At 61.4% G+C, this 15,561-nt stretch carries 13 protein-coding genes; 2 read left to right on the top strand and 11 right to left on the bottom strand.

From position 1 onward, the window contains the following. Window position 1: 1 nt before the first annotated feature. The 5 genes from ACU0FH_RS19575 to ACU0FH_RS19555 are packed head-to-tail and all read right to left on the bottom strand — an operon-like array spanning window position 2 to window position 5,520. Window positions 2-274, bottom strand: a complete 273-nt coding sequence (locus ACU0FH_RS19575; RefSeq protein ID WP_273544901.1) for a K+/H+ antiporter subunit F — start codon at window positions 272-274, stop codon at window positions 2-4. Beyond that, complete coding sequence (locus ACU0FH_RS19570; protein ID WP_238369854.1) at window positions 271-768, bottom strand: Na+/H+ antiporter subunit E; 498 nt, start codon at window positions 766-768, stop codon at window positions 271-273. The genes ACU0FH_RS19575 and ACU0FH_RS19570 overlap by 4 nt, the downstream gene beginning before the upstream one ends. Next, on the bottom strand, window positions 765-2,312 hold the full coding sequence (locus tag ACU0FH_RS19565) for a monovalent cation/H+ antiporter subunit D (RefSeq protein ID WP_446196409.1): 1,548 nt from the start codon (window positions 2,310-2,312) through the stop codon (window positions 765-767). Before ACU0FH_RS19565 ends, ACU0FH_RS19570 begins: the two co-directional genes overlap by 4 nt. After that, complete coding sequence (locus ACU0FH_RS19560; protein ID WP_446196408.1) at window positions 2,309-2,659, bottom strand: Na+/H+ antiporter subunit C; 351 nt, start codon at window positions 2,657-2,659, stop codon at window positions 2,309-2,311. The genes ACU0FH_RS19565 and ACU0FH_RS19560 overlap by 4 nt, the downstream gene beginning before the upstream one ends. Before the next feature lie 2 nt (window positions 2,660-2,661). Continuing rightward, a complete protein-coding gene (locus tag ACU0FH_RS19555) occupies window positions 2,662-5,520 on the bottom strand; it encodes a monovalent cation/H+ antiporter subunit A (protein ID WP_446196407.1) in 2,859 nt (952 codons plus the stop codon). A 255-nt stretch (window positions 5,521-5,775) separates the two neighbouring features. Between ACU0FH_RS19555 and ACU0FH_RS19550 the strand changes: the two genes are divergently transcribed. Beyond that, on the top strand, window positions 5,776-6,255 hold the full coding sequence (locus tag ACU0FH_RS19550; protein WP_446196406.1) for a rhodanese-like domain-containing protein: 480 nt from the start codon (window positions 5,776-5,778) through the stop codon (window positions 6,253-6,255). After that, window positions 6,252-7,064, top strand: a complete 813-nt coding sequence (locus ACU0FH_RS19545) for an alpha/beta hydrolase family esterase (RefSeq protein WP_446196405.1) — start codon at window positions 6,252-6,254, stop codon at window positions 7,062-7,064. Before ACU0FH_RS19550 ends, ACU0FH_RS19545 begins: the two co-directional genes overlap by 4 nt. A gap of 5 nt (window positions 7,065-7,069) precedes the next feature. Here the strand turns inward: ACU0FH_RS19545 and mdoH are convergent, their stop codons facing one another. The 6 genes from mdoH to ACU0FH_RS19515 form a co-directional block, all read right to left on the bottom strand. Then, window positions 7,070-8,953, bottom strand: coding sequence for a glucans biosynthesis glucosyltransferase MdoH (gene mdoH / locus ACU0FH_RS19540; RefSeq protein ID WP_446196404.1), 1,884 nt, complete (start codon window positions 8,951-8,953; stop codon window positions 7,070-7,072). After that, window positions 8,946-10,469, bottom strand: coding sequence for a glucan biosynthesis protein (locus tag ACU0FH_RS19535; protein WP_446196403.1), 1,524 nt, complete (start codon window positions 10,467-10,469; stop codon window positions 8,946-8,948). The genes mdoH and ACU0FH_RS19535 overlap by 8 nt, the downstream gene beginning before the upstream one ends. Next, on the bottom strand, window positions 10,466-11,719 hold the full coding sequence (locus ACU0FH_RS19530; RefSeq protein ID WP_446196991.1) for an OpgC family protein: 1,254 nt from the start codon (window positions 11,717-11,719) through the stop codon (window positions 10,466-10,468). The genes ACU0FH_RS19535 and ACU0FH_RS19530 overlap by 4 nt, the downstream gene beginning before the upstream one ends. A 21-nt stretch (window positions 11,720-11,740) precedes the next feature. Further along, window positions 11,741-13,111, bottom strand: a complete 1,371-nt coding sequence (locus tag ACU0FH_RS19525) for a tetratricopeptide repeat protein (protein WP_446196402.1) — start codon at window positions 13,109-13,111, stop codon at window positions 11,741-11,743. A gap of 217 nt (window positions 13,112-13,328) precedes the next feature. Next, entirely contained in the window at window positions 13,329-14,942 is a 1,614-nt protein-coding gene (locus ACU0FH_RS19520) for a thiamine pyrophosphate-binding protein (protein WP_446196401.1), read from the bottom strand. A gap of 77 nt (window positions 14,943-15,019) precedes the next feature. After that, a complete protein-coding gene (locus tag ACU0FH_RS19515; RefSeq protein ID WP_446196400.1) occupies window positions 15,020-15,493 on the bottom strand; it encodes a DUF302 domain-containing protein in 474 nt (157 codons plus the stop codon). Window positions 15,494-15,561 lie beyond the last annotated feature (68 nt).

Raw genomic sequence — 15,561 nt, 5'->3', positions numbered from 1 at the left:
CTCACTCGATGATGTTGCCGCGCAGCATAAAGCGCGCATAGGCCACGGTGGAAACGAACCCCAGCATGGCGATGATCATGGTCGCTTCGAAAAACACCTCGGTGCCTTCCTGGATGCCCGCCAGGACTAGAATGGCGATAGAGTTCACCACCATCGTATCCAGAGCCAGAACCCGGTCGCCCACGCCTTCGGAAGTGATGATCTTCCAGAGATTCATCAGGACGGCCAGACCGAAACAGGCAAAGGCAAAATAAAGCGCGTAGGAAAGGATCATTCGAAAATCTCCATCAGGCGGCTTTCGTAACGGTCGATGATCTCCTGGATCACGGCATCCGGATCGGGCGCATGCAGGCAGTGCACCAGCAGGTTGTGCCCCTCGCTCGACAGATCACAGGAAACGGTGCCGGGCGTCAGGGTGATCGTGGCCGCCAGCGTGGTGATCGCCTCGGGCGTGCGCAGCCGCAGCGGGACGGAAATCCACGCCGGTTGCAGCGCGTCGACCCGCATGAACAGGATCTGGTAGGCCACGGTGACATTGGCCACGAAGATATCATAGATCACGACACCGATGTAGCGCGCGACTTTCAGCGGGCTGCTGATGCGCGGGTTGTTCGGCCAGTACGGGCGGATCACAAAGGGAATGAACACGCCCAGCAGAAAACCGAAAATCACCGAGTTCCAGGAGAACCTGTTGACCAGCATCAGCCAGACAAGGGTCAGCAATACGGTCAGCAGCGGGTGCGGGAAAAAGCGGCGGAAGAGGCTCATGATCCGGGCCCTTTCAGAACGGCGTCGATATAGAGCTGCGGCGTGTAAAGTTGATCGGCCGTGTCTTCGGCAAAGCGCATCACCGGGCCGGCGAACACCGTCAACGCGATCAGGACGGCGAAAAGGCCGAACACCGGCACAAAGGGCAAGCGCGGTGCATCCGTCGGAAAGACCACGCCTTCGCGCCTGGCGGTATCCTCGTCGACATCACCCTGGCCGCTGCCTGTGTCAAAAGCCTTCCAGAACACAAGGCTCCCGGCGCGGGCCAGCCCGATGATTGCGATCAGCGAGGTGATCAGCACGACAGACCAGATCAGCACCACGTCGGGCGCATCCCATGCCGCGTCCAGCACAAGCAGTTTGCCAATGAAACCCGATAGGGGCGGCATGCCCGCCATCGCTACGGCCGCGCCAAAGAACAGCGCCGCGATGACGCCGCCATGCTGCATCGGTCGACGCTGGCTGATGCTGTCGCCACGGCGTTCGATGATCATATCGGCGACCAAGAACATCATCGCCGTCGCAAAGGTCGAATGGATCAGATAGTAGATCGCCGCCGCGCTCGCCTCGGGCGTAAAGAGCGAGATGGCAACCATAAGGGTCCCGGTCGAACCGATGGTGATGAACGCCGTCATCCGCGCCACATGCGCCGCGCCAAGCGTGCCGATCATACCGACAGCCACCGTCAGAAGCGCCGCATAGACCAGCCAGTCTCCGGCCAGCCCCTGCGCCACCGGTGTCTCGGGGCCAAAGATCAGCGTGAACATCCGCAGGATAGAATAGGCCCCGACCTTGGTCATGATCGCAAAAAAGGCCGCCACCGGCGCGGGCGCATTCGAATAAGATGCAGGCAGCCAGAAATGCAGCGGCAGAACAGCCGCTTTGACGGAAAATACCAGCAGCAAAAGAACCGCACCAATGCGCAGCAGCGCGGTATCCTCGGTCGGGATCTCTGCAGCTTTCACGGCCAGATCGGCCATGTTCAGCGTCCCGGTGACACCGTAAATCGTGCCGAGCGCAAAGAGGAACAGCGTCGAACCGATCAGGTTGTAGGCGACGTATTGCACGCCCGCACGCAGGCGCGTGCCGCCACCGCCGTGGATCATCAGACCGTAGGAAGCGATCAGCAGAACTTCGAAGAAAACGAAGAGGTTGAAGGCGTCTCCGGTCATGAACGCGCCGGACACCCCCATGATCTGGAACTGCAACAGCGGGTGGAAATGCCGCCCGCGATTGTCCCAGCCGGACCAGATCGCGTAAAGAACCACCGCCAGCGCCAGCAGTGAGGTCAGCACGATCATCAGAGCCGACAGCCGGTCAAGCACCAGCACGATGCCAAAGGGCGCGGGCCAGTCCCCCAGTTCGTAAACCGAGACTTCACCGCTCATCGCGTGATTCAGCAGGGCAAACGTTATCCCGTTCAGCACCAGTACCCCGGCGACCGAGAAGATCCGTTGCAGATCAAGATGGTGACGGATCACCATCAGAAAGAATGGAGCCAAAAGCGCCGGCAGGACGATTGGCAGAACGATCCAGTGGCTCATGCGTCGTCTTTCACCGGTTCAGAGGGGTTGTCCATGTCGATCCTGTCGTCATTCTCGGAAAGATAGGCGCTGAGCGCGATCATCACGATCACCGCCGTCATACCAAACGAAATCACGATGGCGGTCAGCACCAGCGCCTGCGGCAACGGATCGGTATAAGTCTCGACCCCGTATTGCAGAATCGGCGGTGCGCCCACCGACAACCTGCCGGTAGCAAACAGGAACAGGTTCACCGCATAGGACAGCAGCGACAGGCCAAGAATGACCGGGAACGTCCGCTGGCGCAGGATAAGGTAGATGCCGCATGCGGTCAGAACACCGATGGCCGAGGCGAATAACAGCTCCATGCTCAGTCCTTTCTGATGACGCGGCCGGTGTCATCGCGCGACGGGTTGATGTCCATCGGGTGACGGCTGTCGATATTGGGGTTCCACGCGTAGCGCGACAGGCTTTCAAGGGCGAGCAGCACCGCGCCGACCACGGCCAAGAACACGCCAAGGTCGAACAGCGCCGCCGTCGCCCATTCAAATTCCTCAAGCCCCGGCGGATGGATATAGCCGAATGCCGAGGTCAGGAAGGGCATACCGTTGAACCACGCGCCAAGCCCGGTCACAGCGGCGACAAGAACACCGGACCCGATGATCCCGTGATAGGGAAAATGCTGCCGTGCCGCAGCCCAGCCGAAACCCGACGCCATGTATTGCATGATGATGGCAATGGCCGCGATCAGACCGGCGATGAAACCGCCACCCGGCAGGTTGTGACCGCGGAAGAAGATATAGGCCGCCACCATAAGTGCCACCGGCATCATCAGACGCGTCACGACAACCATCATCAGCGGATGCGCGTCCCCGGCAACCGGTTGGTCCGGCACGCGATTCAGCAGACGCGCACGCACGCTGGTCTGCATGATCGCCTCGGTGATCGCATAGATCACGATGGCCGCGATCCCCAGCACGATGATCTCGCCAAAGGTATCAAAGCCCCGGAAATCCACGAGGATCACGTTGACGACGTTGTCACCGCCGCCGCCCTTGTAGGAATTGGCAAGGTGGAATTCCGAGATCGTGTCAAAGGCAAAGCCGCGCGTCATGATCGCAAAGATCAGCCCGCCGACACCAAGCCCTGCGGCGACCGAGATCAGAACATCGCGCGTCCGGCGTCCGACAGAGCTTTCACGCGGGGTAGTCTTGGGCATGAAATTCAGCGCCAGCAGCATTAGCACGATGGTGACCACCTCAACCGAAAGCTGGGTCAGTGCAAGGTCGGGCGCCGAGAAGTAGTTGAACAGCATCGTCACGACCAACCCGACAACACCAATCAGCACCAACGACAGCAAACGGTTGCGGTGGAAGGCGACGATACACAGCGTCGCCGCCACAAGGCCGAACCAGCCAATCGCGGGCAGCACCTCGATCTCGAGCATCGGTCGCGTCTGCGGTCCCATTGCACCCGAGGTGAAGGCATAACCGCCAAGGACCAGAACAAAGACGATGAAGATCGCTGCATAGCGCCCGATGGCCCCGTCATGCAGTGTATCCGTGATCCCACGGCAGGCCCGCGTGAGCGCGCCGACAAGCCCGTCGAAAATCGTCTTGGCCTCGGGCCGGGGCGTGGCGATCCAGCCCTTGTCGAGCGGGCGGTGCAGCGCCAGCAGGATCAGGCCACCCACCACAGCGATGCCCGACATGTAAAGCGCAGGCGTCACGCCGTGCCAGATCTTGAGCGGATAGTAATCGCCGTATTCCCCCATCACCGCGTCGGTGACCGTGCGCACCAGATTGCCCGCAACCGCCTCGGGGAACAGACCGATCGCAATCACCAGCAGAACGAGGAAGGCGGGCGAAATCCACATGCCAACACCCGGATCATGCGGCTTGGACGGGTAGTCGTCGCGCACCGGGCCAAGGAACACGTGGCCGATGTAGCGGAAGGAATAAGCTGCCGAAAACAGCGCACCGATGGTGGCCAGAACCGGGAAGAACCAGTGCGAGTCGAACCACGTGGTGTGCGAAATCTCTTCGAGCATCATCTCCTTGGAGAGGAACCCGTTCAGCGGCGGAATGCCCGCCATCGACAGCGACGCGATGGTCGCGATGACGAATGTCACCGGCATCAGCGTGCGCAGACCGCCAAGTCGCTTGATGTCGCGTGTGTGGGTTTCATGGTCGATGATCCCCGCGCTCATGAAGAGCGCCGCCTTGAAGGTCGCGTGGTTCAGGATATGAAAAACAGCGGCCAGCGCCCCGGCCTGTGTCCCGAGCCCTAGCAGCAACGTGATCAGGCCAAGGTGACTGACCGTCGAAAACGCCAGCAGCGCCTTGAGGTCGTCCTTGAAGAGTGCGATCACCGCGCCCAGCACCATCGTCACCAGACCTGTGGTCGACACGATATAAAACCAGGCATCGGTGCCGGCCAGCACCGGCCAGAGCCGCGCCATCAGGAACAGACCGGCTTTGACCATCGTCGCCGAGTGCAAATAGGCCGAAACCGGTGTCGGCGCGGCCATCGCGTGGGGCAACCAGAAGTGGAACGGAAATTGCGCGGACTTGGTGAAACAGCCAAGCAGGATCAGGATCAGCGCCGTAAGGTAAAGCGGCGAGGACTGGATAAGTTCTTTCTGATCAAGGATTTCGCTCAGCGAATAGGTGCCTGCGATATTGCCCAGCACCAGCATGCCCCCGATCAGCGCCAGACCGCCCGCGCCGGTCACCGCCAGCGCCATGCGCGCGCCCTGCCGGCCTGCGGGCAGGTGTTTCCAATAGCCGATCAGCAGGAAAGACGATAGCGAGGTCAGCTCCCAGAACACCACCAGAAGCAGGATGTTGTCCGACAGCACGATGCCGACCATCGCGCCCTGAAACAGCAGCAGATAGGCATAGAACTGGCCCATCGGGTCTTCGCGCGACAGGTAATAGCGGGCGTAAATGATGATCAGCAGCCCGATCCCAAGGATCAGCGTGGCAAAGAACATGCCAAGCCCGTCCATGAAAAAATGCAGGTTCATGCCAAGCTGCGGCAGCCAGTCGATCTGCGCTGTGACGACGCCGCCTGCCATCACACGGGGCGCATTCACCAGAACACCGATCAGCGCCAGCAAGGTCACCGCCCCGGCCGCCGAGGCGCAGGCATTGCGCCCCGCCCGGATCAGAAGCGCCGGAAAAACAGCGCCCAGAAAGGGAAGAGCAGCAATCAGAAATAGCGACACTGGCGGCACTCCATTCTTCGGACGCGAAAAGGTTTACACGTGCCTAAGCAAATTTTCCTGACTGTCAAACCCTTCGCGGAGCCGAACTTTGAAAACGCGGCATTTTGCGCCCGTTCGGACGGCCTGCAGCCCTTGTCATGCAGTCCGCAAGCAGGTGTTGCACAAAGGGCGAGTTGACATGAATTTGATCGCACGGGTCGGTGGCCGACGGGATGCGCCCTTGCCGGTCGCCAGGCAGCAACGCAAGCTTTGGCGATGAAGCAAGCGAACGACCCGGCCCCGCTCTTTTCCCGCCGTCGCCTTATGGCGGGTACGGCGCTGGCGGTCCTTGGCGGGGGCGCCGCCTTTTTCATGTCGTCGCTTGCCCCCGATTACGCGGGTCTCTCGCTGAATGTCCGGGAAGCGCACCGGCAGGCCGTCGCGGGCGACATCACCCTGATCGACATTCGCCGCCCAGACGAATGGGCGCTGACCGGAATCGGCGAAGGCGCGCATCCCATCGACATGCGCCGCGATGACTTTGCCGAGGCGCTGGTAGCGCTCGTCCCAGATCGGGCCGCCCCCATCGCGCTGATCTGCGCCCGTGGCGTTCGCTCCGCACGCATGGCCAACCGGATGAGCCGAGAAGGGTTCAACAATATCATCGACGTGCCCGAGGGCATGCTGGGCTCCGCCGCCGGTCCGGGCTGGCTTGCCTCAGACTTGCCTACCCTGCCCTACAAGGAGCCAACATGATCCGACCCCTCCTCGCCGCGCTGTCGTGCTTCGCCACGCAGGCGCTGGCCGATTGCGGGCCAACACCCGGCGCCTGTTCGACCGAAAACGGCGAATATCACGCCGCCCCGGTTGACACCGACAATGCCCCGGCAGTGATCTTCCTGCACGGCGCGGGCAGCAACGGCGCCAACACCATGCGAAACACCGGTCTCGTGGATGCGCTCAACGCACGCGGATATGCGGTCATAGCGCCGACCGGTTCACGTTCCTTCGGGGAATCCGGATCGAGCTGGAATTTTTTCCCAAGCTGGGAAGGAAGGGACGAGACCGAGTTTCTGAAGGAAGTCGCCCGCGACGCGGAGATCCGCTTTGGTATCGACCCTGAAAGAATTCTGCTTGCCGGATTCTCTGCGGGCGGGTTCCAGGTGACCTACACGGCCTGCGAGGCCCCCGGAACATTCACCGCCTATGCCCCGGTTTCCGGCGGCTTCTGGCGTCCCCAACCGCAAAACTGCGTCGGTCCCGTGCGGTTGTTCCAGACCCACGGCTGGCGAGATACCGTCGTTCCTCTGGAGGGACGCTCGCTCCGCGCCGGCCAGTTCATTCAGGGGGATATCTTCGCCGGTCTGGAACTCTGGCGTCTCACCAATGCCTGCGACGGGCATGATCCCACAGGCTACAGCGATACCGGCGAATTCCAGCGCCGACGCTGGGAAGACTGCGCCCCGGGGAGCGCGCTTGAGTTCGCGCTTTTTCCCGGCGGACACATGGTGCCGCCGGGATGGTCTGACATGATTGCGGACTGGTTTGAAAGCCTGCCGGAGTAAGCAGATTACTCGGCCGCGATCTTATGTGCGCCGCGCCCTTCGAGCATCGTCTTCAATTCGGCCCGGTAGTGACGGGCTGCAAAGGTGATCGGCGGCGCGCGAAAATCCTCGCGGGTTCCCATCCAGCGCCCTGTACGGCTGAACGACACACCGCTCAGCATCGACAGGGGCACAGCCAGCGCAAGGCTAATGGCGATCGGCAGCAGCCACGGCGACACCACGCCAAGCGCCATGCCGGTCAGCAAGGCCGCTCCACTTACCGTTTCGAGCATGTGCACCTTGAGAACCGTCAGGAAGGAATAGTGGCCGCCTTCACGTGCCTGCGGCGACCAGCCCTGCTGCATGCCGGTTGCAGTACGAAACACGGCAACCACCTGCTGCACCATCAGGATAGGCGCATAAAGAACGGACAGGACGACTTCGGACAGGAAAGACAGGGCAAACCGGGCAGACCCGCCGAACTCAGAGAAACGCGCGCCCGTCAGCGGTAGGGCCGCGATCCCCAGCAATTTTGGCGCAAGCAGCATGGCATACATGATCACGATGATCAGTACATGCCGCCCTTCGCTCAGCTCGGGCCATGTTGGCATCAGCGGGTTCGACGGGCTGAAATAACGCAGAACGCTTGCTTCTTCGCTGGTCCCGATCAAAGCCCACATCACCAAGAGCGCAAACCACATCGGCGACAGCAGATACCCGATGGCACCGTGGAACATGTGAAACCGCGACATGGACCGGAAGCCACGCGCATTCAGCAGGCTCAGGTGCTGAAGGTTGCCCTGACACCAGCGACGGTCGCGCTGAATATGGTCGATAAGCGTCTGCGGTGTCTCTTCGTAACTGCCCCGGATACGCGGCAGGAAGCGCACGCCCCAGCCAGCCCGACGCAGCAGGCCGGCTTCGACGAAGTCGTGACTCATGATGAGCTGGGACCGTCCGCCGCGTCGCTTGAGATAGGGAAGACCGGCACAGGCAGCAAAGGCCGCTGTGCGAATGATCGCGTTGTGACCCCAGTAGTTGCCTTCATGCCCGGCGAGACGGGCGACGCCTTCGGCCAGAGCCGCGCCATAGACCCCCGAGGCAAACTGCTGCATCCGGCCAAAAACCGATTGCGCCCCAATAAGCTGCGGAAAACTCTGGATCAGGCCAGCGCCCGGGTCACGGGCCAGCGCGTCGGTCAGACGCACAATGGCGCGACCGGTCATCAGGCTATCGGCATCCAACACCAGCATGGCCTCATAACCGCCACCCCAGTTGCAGACCCAATCTGCGATATTGCCCACCTTGCGGTCGGTATTTTCCTCGCGGCGGCGATAGTAAAGTTCCAACCCCGGCGACAGAACCGCCTGCACGGCGCGAACGGCTTCCTGCTCCTCGCGGGCGATTTCATCGTCGCGTGTGTCCGACAGGATGAACATCGCGTAGCGATGCGCGCCGCCCCGTGCCCGCAACTCTTCCAGCATGGACCGGGCGTTCCCCAGTACGTACCAAGGCACCTCGTTATAGATCGGCATCAAAAGCGCGACGTTCATTGGCTTGGGCATCGCGCCGGCTGAGCGTTCCTGCGGACGTGCGCCCTGCCGTGTCAGCGACCAGACACCCAAAAGAACGGTCGTGACCGAAAAGGCGATCCAGAAAAAGTTAAAGCAGATGAGGGCGATCAGCGTCCCTTCGATTAGGGTGATACCGGCATCCGAAAACCAGCTGATCATCGCGTAAAGCAGCCCGATCGTCGCCGCGATAGCGGGACCAAAAGCGCAAATACGGCTCAGCGCAGCACCCTTGGCATAGCCCGCGCCCGGCGCGGTCTCGTCATGATATTCCTGAAAGAAGTTCTGCACCGGCATTGCGCGAGGGTTGCGCTCCGGCATGAAACGATACTCAGACATTTCTTGTCCACCGATACAGCCAGACTTCACTGGCGGGCGCGCCATCCTTGCGGATCTGGGCGCGAAGCTCGACCACATCCCGGTCGCCGGGATCAAATGAAAAGGCCAGGCGCAGGCCACCTGTATCGGGGTTTCTCTGAAGCACCCCTTCGGTGGTCTCGGCCTGTGCCGAAGTGATACGAAGTTCGAACGTATCCAGTTCGTCTTCGAAAATGACATCGGGCTCGAAATCGATGGTGACGATGCGCCCGTTTTCGTGTTCCGACCATGCGTGGCTTTCGCCCATGCGCGTCTCGATGACACGGGCCATGCCGGTGTCGACGGGGGCCTCGGCACACCATGTCAGGCGATAGGCCACCTCAAGGCTTTCACCCGCCGGAACCGGATCCTTGGGCCGCCAGTAGGCAACGATATTGTCGTAAATCTCGAGGTCCGCCGGAATTTCGACCAGCGTGACCGATCCCGGTCCCCAGTCGCCTTTGGGTTCGACCCAGACACCGGGACGTTTGTGATAAAGCGCCTCGAGATCGGCGAAATCGGCGAAGCGGCGAGACCGCTGCATCAGGCCAAAACCTTTGGGCATCTGATCCACGAACGAAGAGATCTGAAGACGCGTCGGATTGGCCAGTGGCCGCCACAGAACTTCACCCGCGCCGTTCCACACCATCAGCCCGTCCGTATCGTGTACGGCGGGTCTGAAGTCATCGAACCGGGTCCGGTCTGTGGCGTCATGTAAAAACATGCTGGTCAACGCGCCAATGCCGATATGGTTCAGTTCTTCTCGCGCAAAAAGTGTGGCCTTCACATCCATGATGCAGGACGGCCCCGGCGTGATGTCGAAACGATAGGCACCGGTCACGCTCGGGCTGTCCAGAAGCGCATGAACGATCATGTTTTTCTGTCCCGGCACCGGCGCTTCAAGCCAGAAACGGGTGAAATCAGGAAACTCCTCGCCCTCGGGATCGCCGGTCTTGAGAGCAAGCCCACGCGCGGACATACCATAGTTCATGGCGTAACCGATCGCGCGGAAATAACTCGCCCCCTGAAAGACGCAGAACTCGTTCTTTTTGCCCGGTTCCGTCAGTTCCGTACGCAGGCGCAGCCCGGAATAGCCGAGGTTACCCTCAAGGGTCACCTCAGGGAATTTGTCGCTGTGATCGAAACGGCTGAAGTCGAACGGGAAATCGCGCGCGACCCCGTCCTCGACGATATCGATCCCGACGGTGCGCTTGAAATACAACCCGGGCGGGAAGAAGTCGACCTCGTAGGGGCGGTCCGTATGCGACCACAGACCATCCTTGGACCGGAACCAGATCGAGCGGTACTGCTCGTAAGTCAGGTCGATCCAGTCCTGCGGAACTGTCGGGCGGGGCATATATTCCTGCCCTGCCATCTCGCGTGCCAGCGCGATGACCTGATCATGCGAAAACGGTTCGCTCTGCGCTTTGGCGCTTGACGCGCCCAGGGCCAAAATTGCGGTTGATGAGGCCAGAAAAGCGCGTCTAGTCAAACTCATGTCCGTTTCGATCTCCAAGGCTGGGATTTAAACCAAGCCGCGATATAGGCCACTGCAATCAATAAGCAAAAGCCGCCCAAGTTAATCAGCGCGAAGGTGCCGAAATTGCGCCCGATCTGGTCAAGAACAAAGCCAAACAGGCGGGCAACCGCCATCGAGGTTACAAAAACGGCAAGGGATTGCTGCCCGACCTTGAGTGTCACGGTCAGCAGCACCGACCAGACCCGCGCCGCCGCGCCTTCGCCAACCGCACGCAAACGGTCACCGCCATCGCCTGCCACGACCCAAGCCAGATAGGCCAGCGACAGGAAATGGACATAGCGCAGGATGGCAAAATCGGTCTTGTCGCGCAGGTCGAACCCGGTGTTCTCGTTCAGGGCCTTGATCCCGTCCCAGATTGTAAGCAGATCGGCGCCCAGTCCGGGCGCAAGGGCATTCACCCAGCTATAGACCTTCCACGATCCAATCGGCGCGCTCAGCACCAGAAAAGCAGCCGCAGCCCAGATCAGCCCCTTCTTAACGGGCGGTGGCGGCAGCCAACCGCGCATGAACGCGAAGCCGGTAAAGAACAGCAATTGCCAGCCGAACGGGTTAAAGAACCATTCGCGCGACGACCACGGCTCGGCGGGAAAGTGGATGCTGCCCACGTTGGCCGCCAGCCAGATCGCGATGACACAGGCCGCCACCGCCCAGAGCGACACCCTCGCAAGCGCCATGATCAGCGGCATCATCGCCAGAACGCCCAGATACATCGGCAGAACGTCGAAATAGTTGGGCACGTAGGTCAGCGTGAAAATCCCGACAATCTGCGGTGCCGGATCGTCAAAGAAGAACCGCAGGTTGAGATCATCGATGTATGAAAAATCGCTGCCCGAGTAGAGATCGAGCGCGGCCATCGCCGTGGCGGTAAAGAAAAACAGGCAGATATGCGCCCAATAGACCTGCCAGCACCGAAACAGCACACGCGCCGTCCCCATCAGCCATCCCCGGCGCACGAAGGCCCCGCCAAAGGCGATGGCCGAGGCCATGCCGGAACAGAAGACGAATATCTCGGTGGCATCGGAAAATCCGAAACGGGCAGGAATCCAGTTGGCCCAGGCATTACCGGGAATATGGGCGACAAGGATAATGAACATCGCGATGCCCCGGTAGAAATCGAGCCGAATATCGCGAGTCGTCGAAACCGCCGCCGGTGTCTTAGTGGCGCTACGGAGCGCAGAGAAATCGGTACTGGGCGAAACTGTCGCCATATGGTTATTCATCCTCGAAAATCATTGTGCAGGCATCGTTCGGGCACCTGAACCACCGCGTGCCGCCGCGATCAGGTCACGTCGGCTGGCTGTATAGGCGTCTTCGGAACCGGCACGCCGAATCTGCCGCTGACACAGCAGACGCTCGGCCGCGTCGATATATCCCGCGCGCAATCCTGCGTCGATAGTAATTCGTTCAAAAACATCACGTTGCGCGTGACTCCCGCCGGCAAGCTGCAACGTGTCTCGGGCGCGCTCAAGATGCGTAAAGGCAACTTCGAAACGGGCCTCGGAAAAAGCGGTCAGTCCCGCTGCCGCATCAAATCCCGGAGCCGACATCCGGGCCGCAATCTCTCCTTCTCCAAGCTTGGCATCTCGGGCGATCCGGACCAGCATCGCCGCGCCGTTATCAGTGTCGCCACCCCGCATCAGTGCCATGAGATAGTGCAGATCGGCAAAAATCAAACAGCCGTCCTGCGTGCGCTTCGCGCTGATTTCGGCCATCTCTTCCCAACGATCGCCAACGTCGACGCCCTCAAGCTCCAGCCGCATCAGCAGCGAGGCGCCGTTGGATATATCGCGGTAATCGTCGGTTTTATCGGCGCGGATCTGCTCGTCGTAAAGCGCCAGAACCCGGTCGATATCGCCCTGATCCAGATGCATCAGCGCCTTGTGCCACCAGACGTGATAGCGGAAATTGTTGCAATGCGCCCATGCGGCTTCGCGCCCTTCCAGCCATTTCAGCCCGGATTGCGCGCGCCCGGTCATGTCATAGACATGGGCCACCGCGTGCAAACCCCAGGCGTCGTTCGGCGCGGTCCAGAGAGCCTGCCGACCGGTAATTTCCGCCTGCTCATAAGCGCCGGTTTCCTCAAGGGTGAACGCATGGCACCCCAGCAGATACCCCCGCGCCGCATGATCTGCGCCATAGGCGGGTAGCACTCGCTCGACCGAGGCACGCATCCCCGCCGCATCGCCCAGCGTGAAACGGATCGCATGGCTCAACTTCATGGCCAGCGCATCCTCAGGCGTCGCCGCCAGAACGGCTTCCATCGCGTCGACCGCCCCGCTCGGGCTACCATCGATCCAGCGTTCGAGCGCCGTGATATACAGCCTTTCCCGCTCTGAAACGGAAACCGCCGCCGCCCTCTTTCGCGCCTCTGCAAACGCCTCGCGCGCCGTTGCCGTCAGTTCCGCCCGTGCCAGCAGCAGAAAGAACATGCCCTTCACCGCGTGGCCCAGCGCGAAATGCGGCTCGGCCTCCAGTAGCTTCGCAAGATCGCCCGGTGTCGAGGCCGCATGTGCGAGAAACCCAAGCTGGGTCGCGTTCCATGCCGAAAGGCCCTCGGCGGTCTCAAGGCTGACCGGCAGGCCAAAAACATCATCTTTCATCGAACGCTTCCCTGTCACTTTTGTGGCTTCTCCAAGGGCGTAACAAAGGTAGGGAATTTGAAATAAGATTATCCACGCTGCTCTCGCATTGGTGAAGCACCGTGTTAAGCCACGTGTTAATTGTTGCAATAATTTCGCCTATGAGCCGGTTTCTCAGGCATAATTCCGCGTGGATTCCAGAATGATAGCGCCACCGGCGCATGACGCGGAAGATGCGTCAGATGCGCCCGTCGTAGGCTCCGCGCGGGATCTCGGCAGCGATCACCGTGAACCTGGGGGCGGAGAGCGCATCCTTTAACGCCGTGCGTAATTCGCCCCGCGATGTCACCGTAACGCCGTCGCCGCCAAAGGCCCGCCCGATGGCGGCAAAATCGGATCGGGCGAAATCGACCCCCCGGTTGGTCATTTGCCGTTCGCGCTGCTTCTTTTCGATCAGCGCCAGCGAGGCATCGACGAAAACGACAAAGATCACCGGCAGGTCAAGCTCTGCCGCCGTGGCCAGTTCACCCGCCACCATCAGAAAACCCGCATCGCCGGAAAAGGACACCACCGGCCGCTCCGGCGCGGCCAGCTTCAGCCCCATCGCGAGCGGCACGGCGCAGCCCATCGTGCAAAGCCCCGAGGACTGCACCAGCCCGCGCGCCTCGGAACAGCGCCACATCTGCGACAGCAGGATCCGGTGCGCTCCGCTATCTGCCGTCGCAAGCGTGTTGTCGGGCAGAACCTCGCGACATTCCGCGATTACCGCCCCTGGCCCCCATGTCTCATCCACCGGGAAAGCCTGATCCAGCGCCGCGCGCACCTTCGCCAGTTCGCCATCGGGCCATACATCCCGCCCCGGTCCCTCAGGCATCAGTGCGGTCAACGTCGCCACCGGATCGGCCACAAAACTCAGACCCGCGTGGTGCATGTAATGGTCGTTCTGGACCGGCGCGATATCGATAACCTTCTGCCGCGACGGATCCCAAGCGTGCCGCCAGCCGGGCCGCATCTCAATCGGGTCGTAGCCGATAGCCAGCACCAGATCCGCTTGTTGTACCAGTGGCAGCAGGTGGCCATCCGCGAGGGGCGACAACCCCGCCCCGCCAAGGCAGAGCGGATGGTCTTCGGGCACCACACCCTTGGCCTTGTAGCTGGTGACAAAGGGGATGCCATAGGCCTCGAAAAACGCGCCCAGCGCCGCGCCATGATCCAGCATGTCGAGACCGACTACCGCAATGGGTCGCTCGGCACTCAAAAGCCATTCCCTCGCCTGCGCCAGGTCCGAACCCACGGGCGCCACAGCACTGGCCGGCGCGCGCCTCGGCTGGGCCACGTCGGGCACCATCAGATCGGCGACTCCGATAGGCACATCCACATGCACCGGGCCGGGACGCGGATCGGTCGCAACGCAAACAGCGCGATCCGCAACAATCCCCGCCGCCGCGGCGTTCAACCGGAAACTCGCCTTGGTGATCGGCGCGAAGACCGCGCCGTGATCCAGCACCTGATGGGTGTATTGCTGGGCTTCGGACTCATCGACACAGCCCGTCAGCACGATCAGCGGCACCCGATCCTGATGGGCATTTGCCACGACATTCACCCCGTTCATCGCCCCCGGCCCCAGCGTGGCAACCAGAATGCCCGGCGCTCCGTGCCGATGATAGACGCCCTCGGCCATGAACCCGGCCGCGTTTTCATGCTTGGCCAGCACAAAGCGTATCCCGGCTTTCTCCAGCGCATCCACAAGGGTCAGCACTTCGCCCCCCGGCATCCCAAAGGCGTGACGGCACCCGGCCTCGTAAAGACGACGGGCAAGGACATCGGCTGCGCGGATCGGGGCGTCGGACATGGGGACCTCCAAAAGCTCTGCCCCCTGCAAAGCCCGGTCACGCGCGCCGCGCAAGCCCTCAATTGCATTCATGAAACCTAGTTCACCGCCTCGTCAGCGATTGCGGCGAATTTCTCATCCAGACCTTCGGACAGCTTGACCAGTTCCTCGCCGCCCTCGTCGAGATATGGCCCAAAGACAAAGCTCGGCTTCTTGTAGGACAGCATCGCCGTCCCGTCCGCCTGTTCGGTCACGTAGAACCGGATCGGCGCCTCGATCATCGCCGCCTCGGACAGGCGCAGGATCGTCACGGCGAAATCGTTGTTGAACACGCCGATCACCCGGTTGCCGGGGATCGTGATGCCCCGGCTGGCCGCCATATCGGTCGGCCCCGCTTCTGTCACCACGCCCATGCCATTGGCCTTGGTCGCGTCCTTCACCGCCAGAACCAACTCATCAAAAGGCTTTTGCGTGGCAAACACGGCCCAGCCTTCTCGCTCGGCCACTTCCGAAGAGGCAGGTCCGGCGGCAAGCGCAAGGATCATGAAGAACGGCAGGGCAAAAAAACGCATATCATGAACTCTCGCGGCTATACCTATCACCATGCCAGCCCCCCTCCCGATCCCACAAGGAACCTGTT

The sequence above is a fragment of the Heliomarina sp. genome (genome assembly GCF_052826185.1).
Note: the sequence above shows the minus strand (reverse complement) of the source record. Positions and strands in the feature narration are given on the sequence as shown.

Excerpts from the sequence above, each read along its gene's own strand:
- ACU0FH_RS19575 (WP_273544901.1), bottom strand. The coding sequence starts at position 274 with ATGATCCTTTCCTACGCGCTTTATTTTGCCTTTGCCTGTTTCGGTCTG.
- ACU0FH_RS19570 (WP_238369854.1), bottom strand. The coding sequence starts at position 768 with ATGAGCCTCTTCCGCCGCTTTTTCCCGCACCCGCTGCTGACCGTATTG.
- ACU0FH_RS19565 (WP_446196409.1), bottom strand. The coding sequence starts at position 2,312 with ATGAGCCACTGGATCGTTCTGCCAATCGTCCTGCCGGCGCTTTTGGCT.
- ACU0FH_RS19560 (WP_446196408.1), bottom strand. The coding sequence starts at position 2,659 with ATGGAGCTGTTATTCGCCTCGGCCATCGGTGTTCTGACCGCATGCGGC.
- ACU0FH_RS19550 (WP_446196406.1), top strand. The coding sequence starts at position 5,776 with ATGAAGCAAGCGAACGACCCGGCCCCGCTCTTTTCCCGCCGTCGCCTT.
- ACU0FH_RS19545 (WP_446196405.1), top strand. The coding sequence starts at position 6,252 with ATGATCCGACCCCTCCTCGCCGCGCTGTCGTGCTTCGCCACGCAGGCG.
- mdoH (WP_446196404.1), bottom strand. The coding sequence starts at position 8,953 with ATGTCTGAGTATCGTTTCATGCCGGAGCGCAACCCTCGCGCAATGCCG.
- ACU0FH_RS19535 (WP_446196403.1), bottom strand. The coding sequence starts at position 10,469 with ATGAGTTTGACTAGACGCGCTTTTCTGGCCTCATCAACCGCAATTTTG.
- ACU0FH_RS19530 (WP_446196991.1), bottom strand. The coding sequence starts at position 11,719 with ATGGCGACAGTTTCGCCCAGTACCGATTTCTCTGCGCTCCGTAGCGCC.
- ACU0FH_RS19525 (WP_446196402.1), bottom strand. The coding sequence starts at position 13,111 with ATGAAAGATGATGTTTTTGGCCTGCCGGTCAGCCTTGAGACCGCCGAG.
- ACU0FH_RS19520 (WP_446196401.1), bottom strand. The coding sequence starts at position 14,942 with ATGTCCGACGCCCCGATCCGCGCAGCCGATGTCCTTGCCCGTCGTCTT.
- ACU0FH_RS19515 (WP_446196400.1), bottom strand. The coding sequence starts at position 15,493 with ATGCGTTTTTTTGCCCTGCCGTTCTTCATGATCCTTGCGCTTGCCGCC.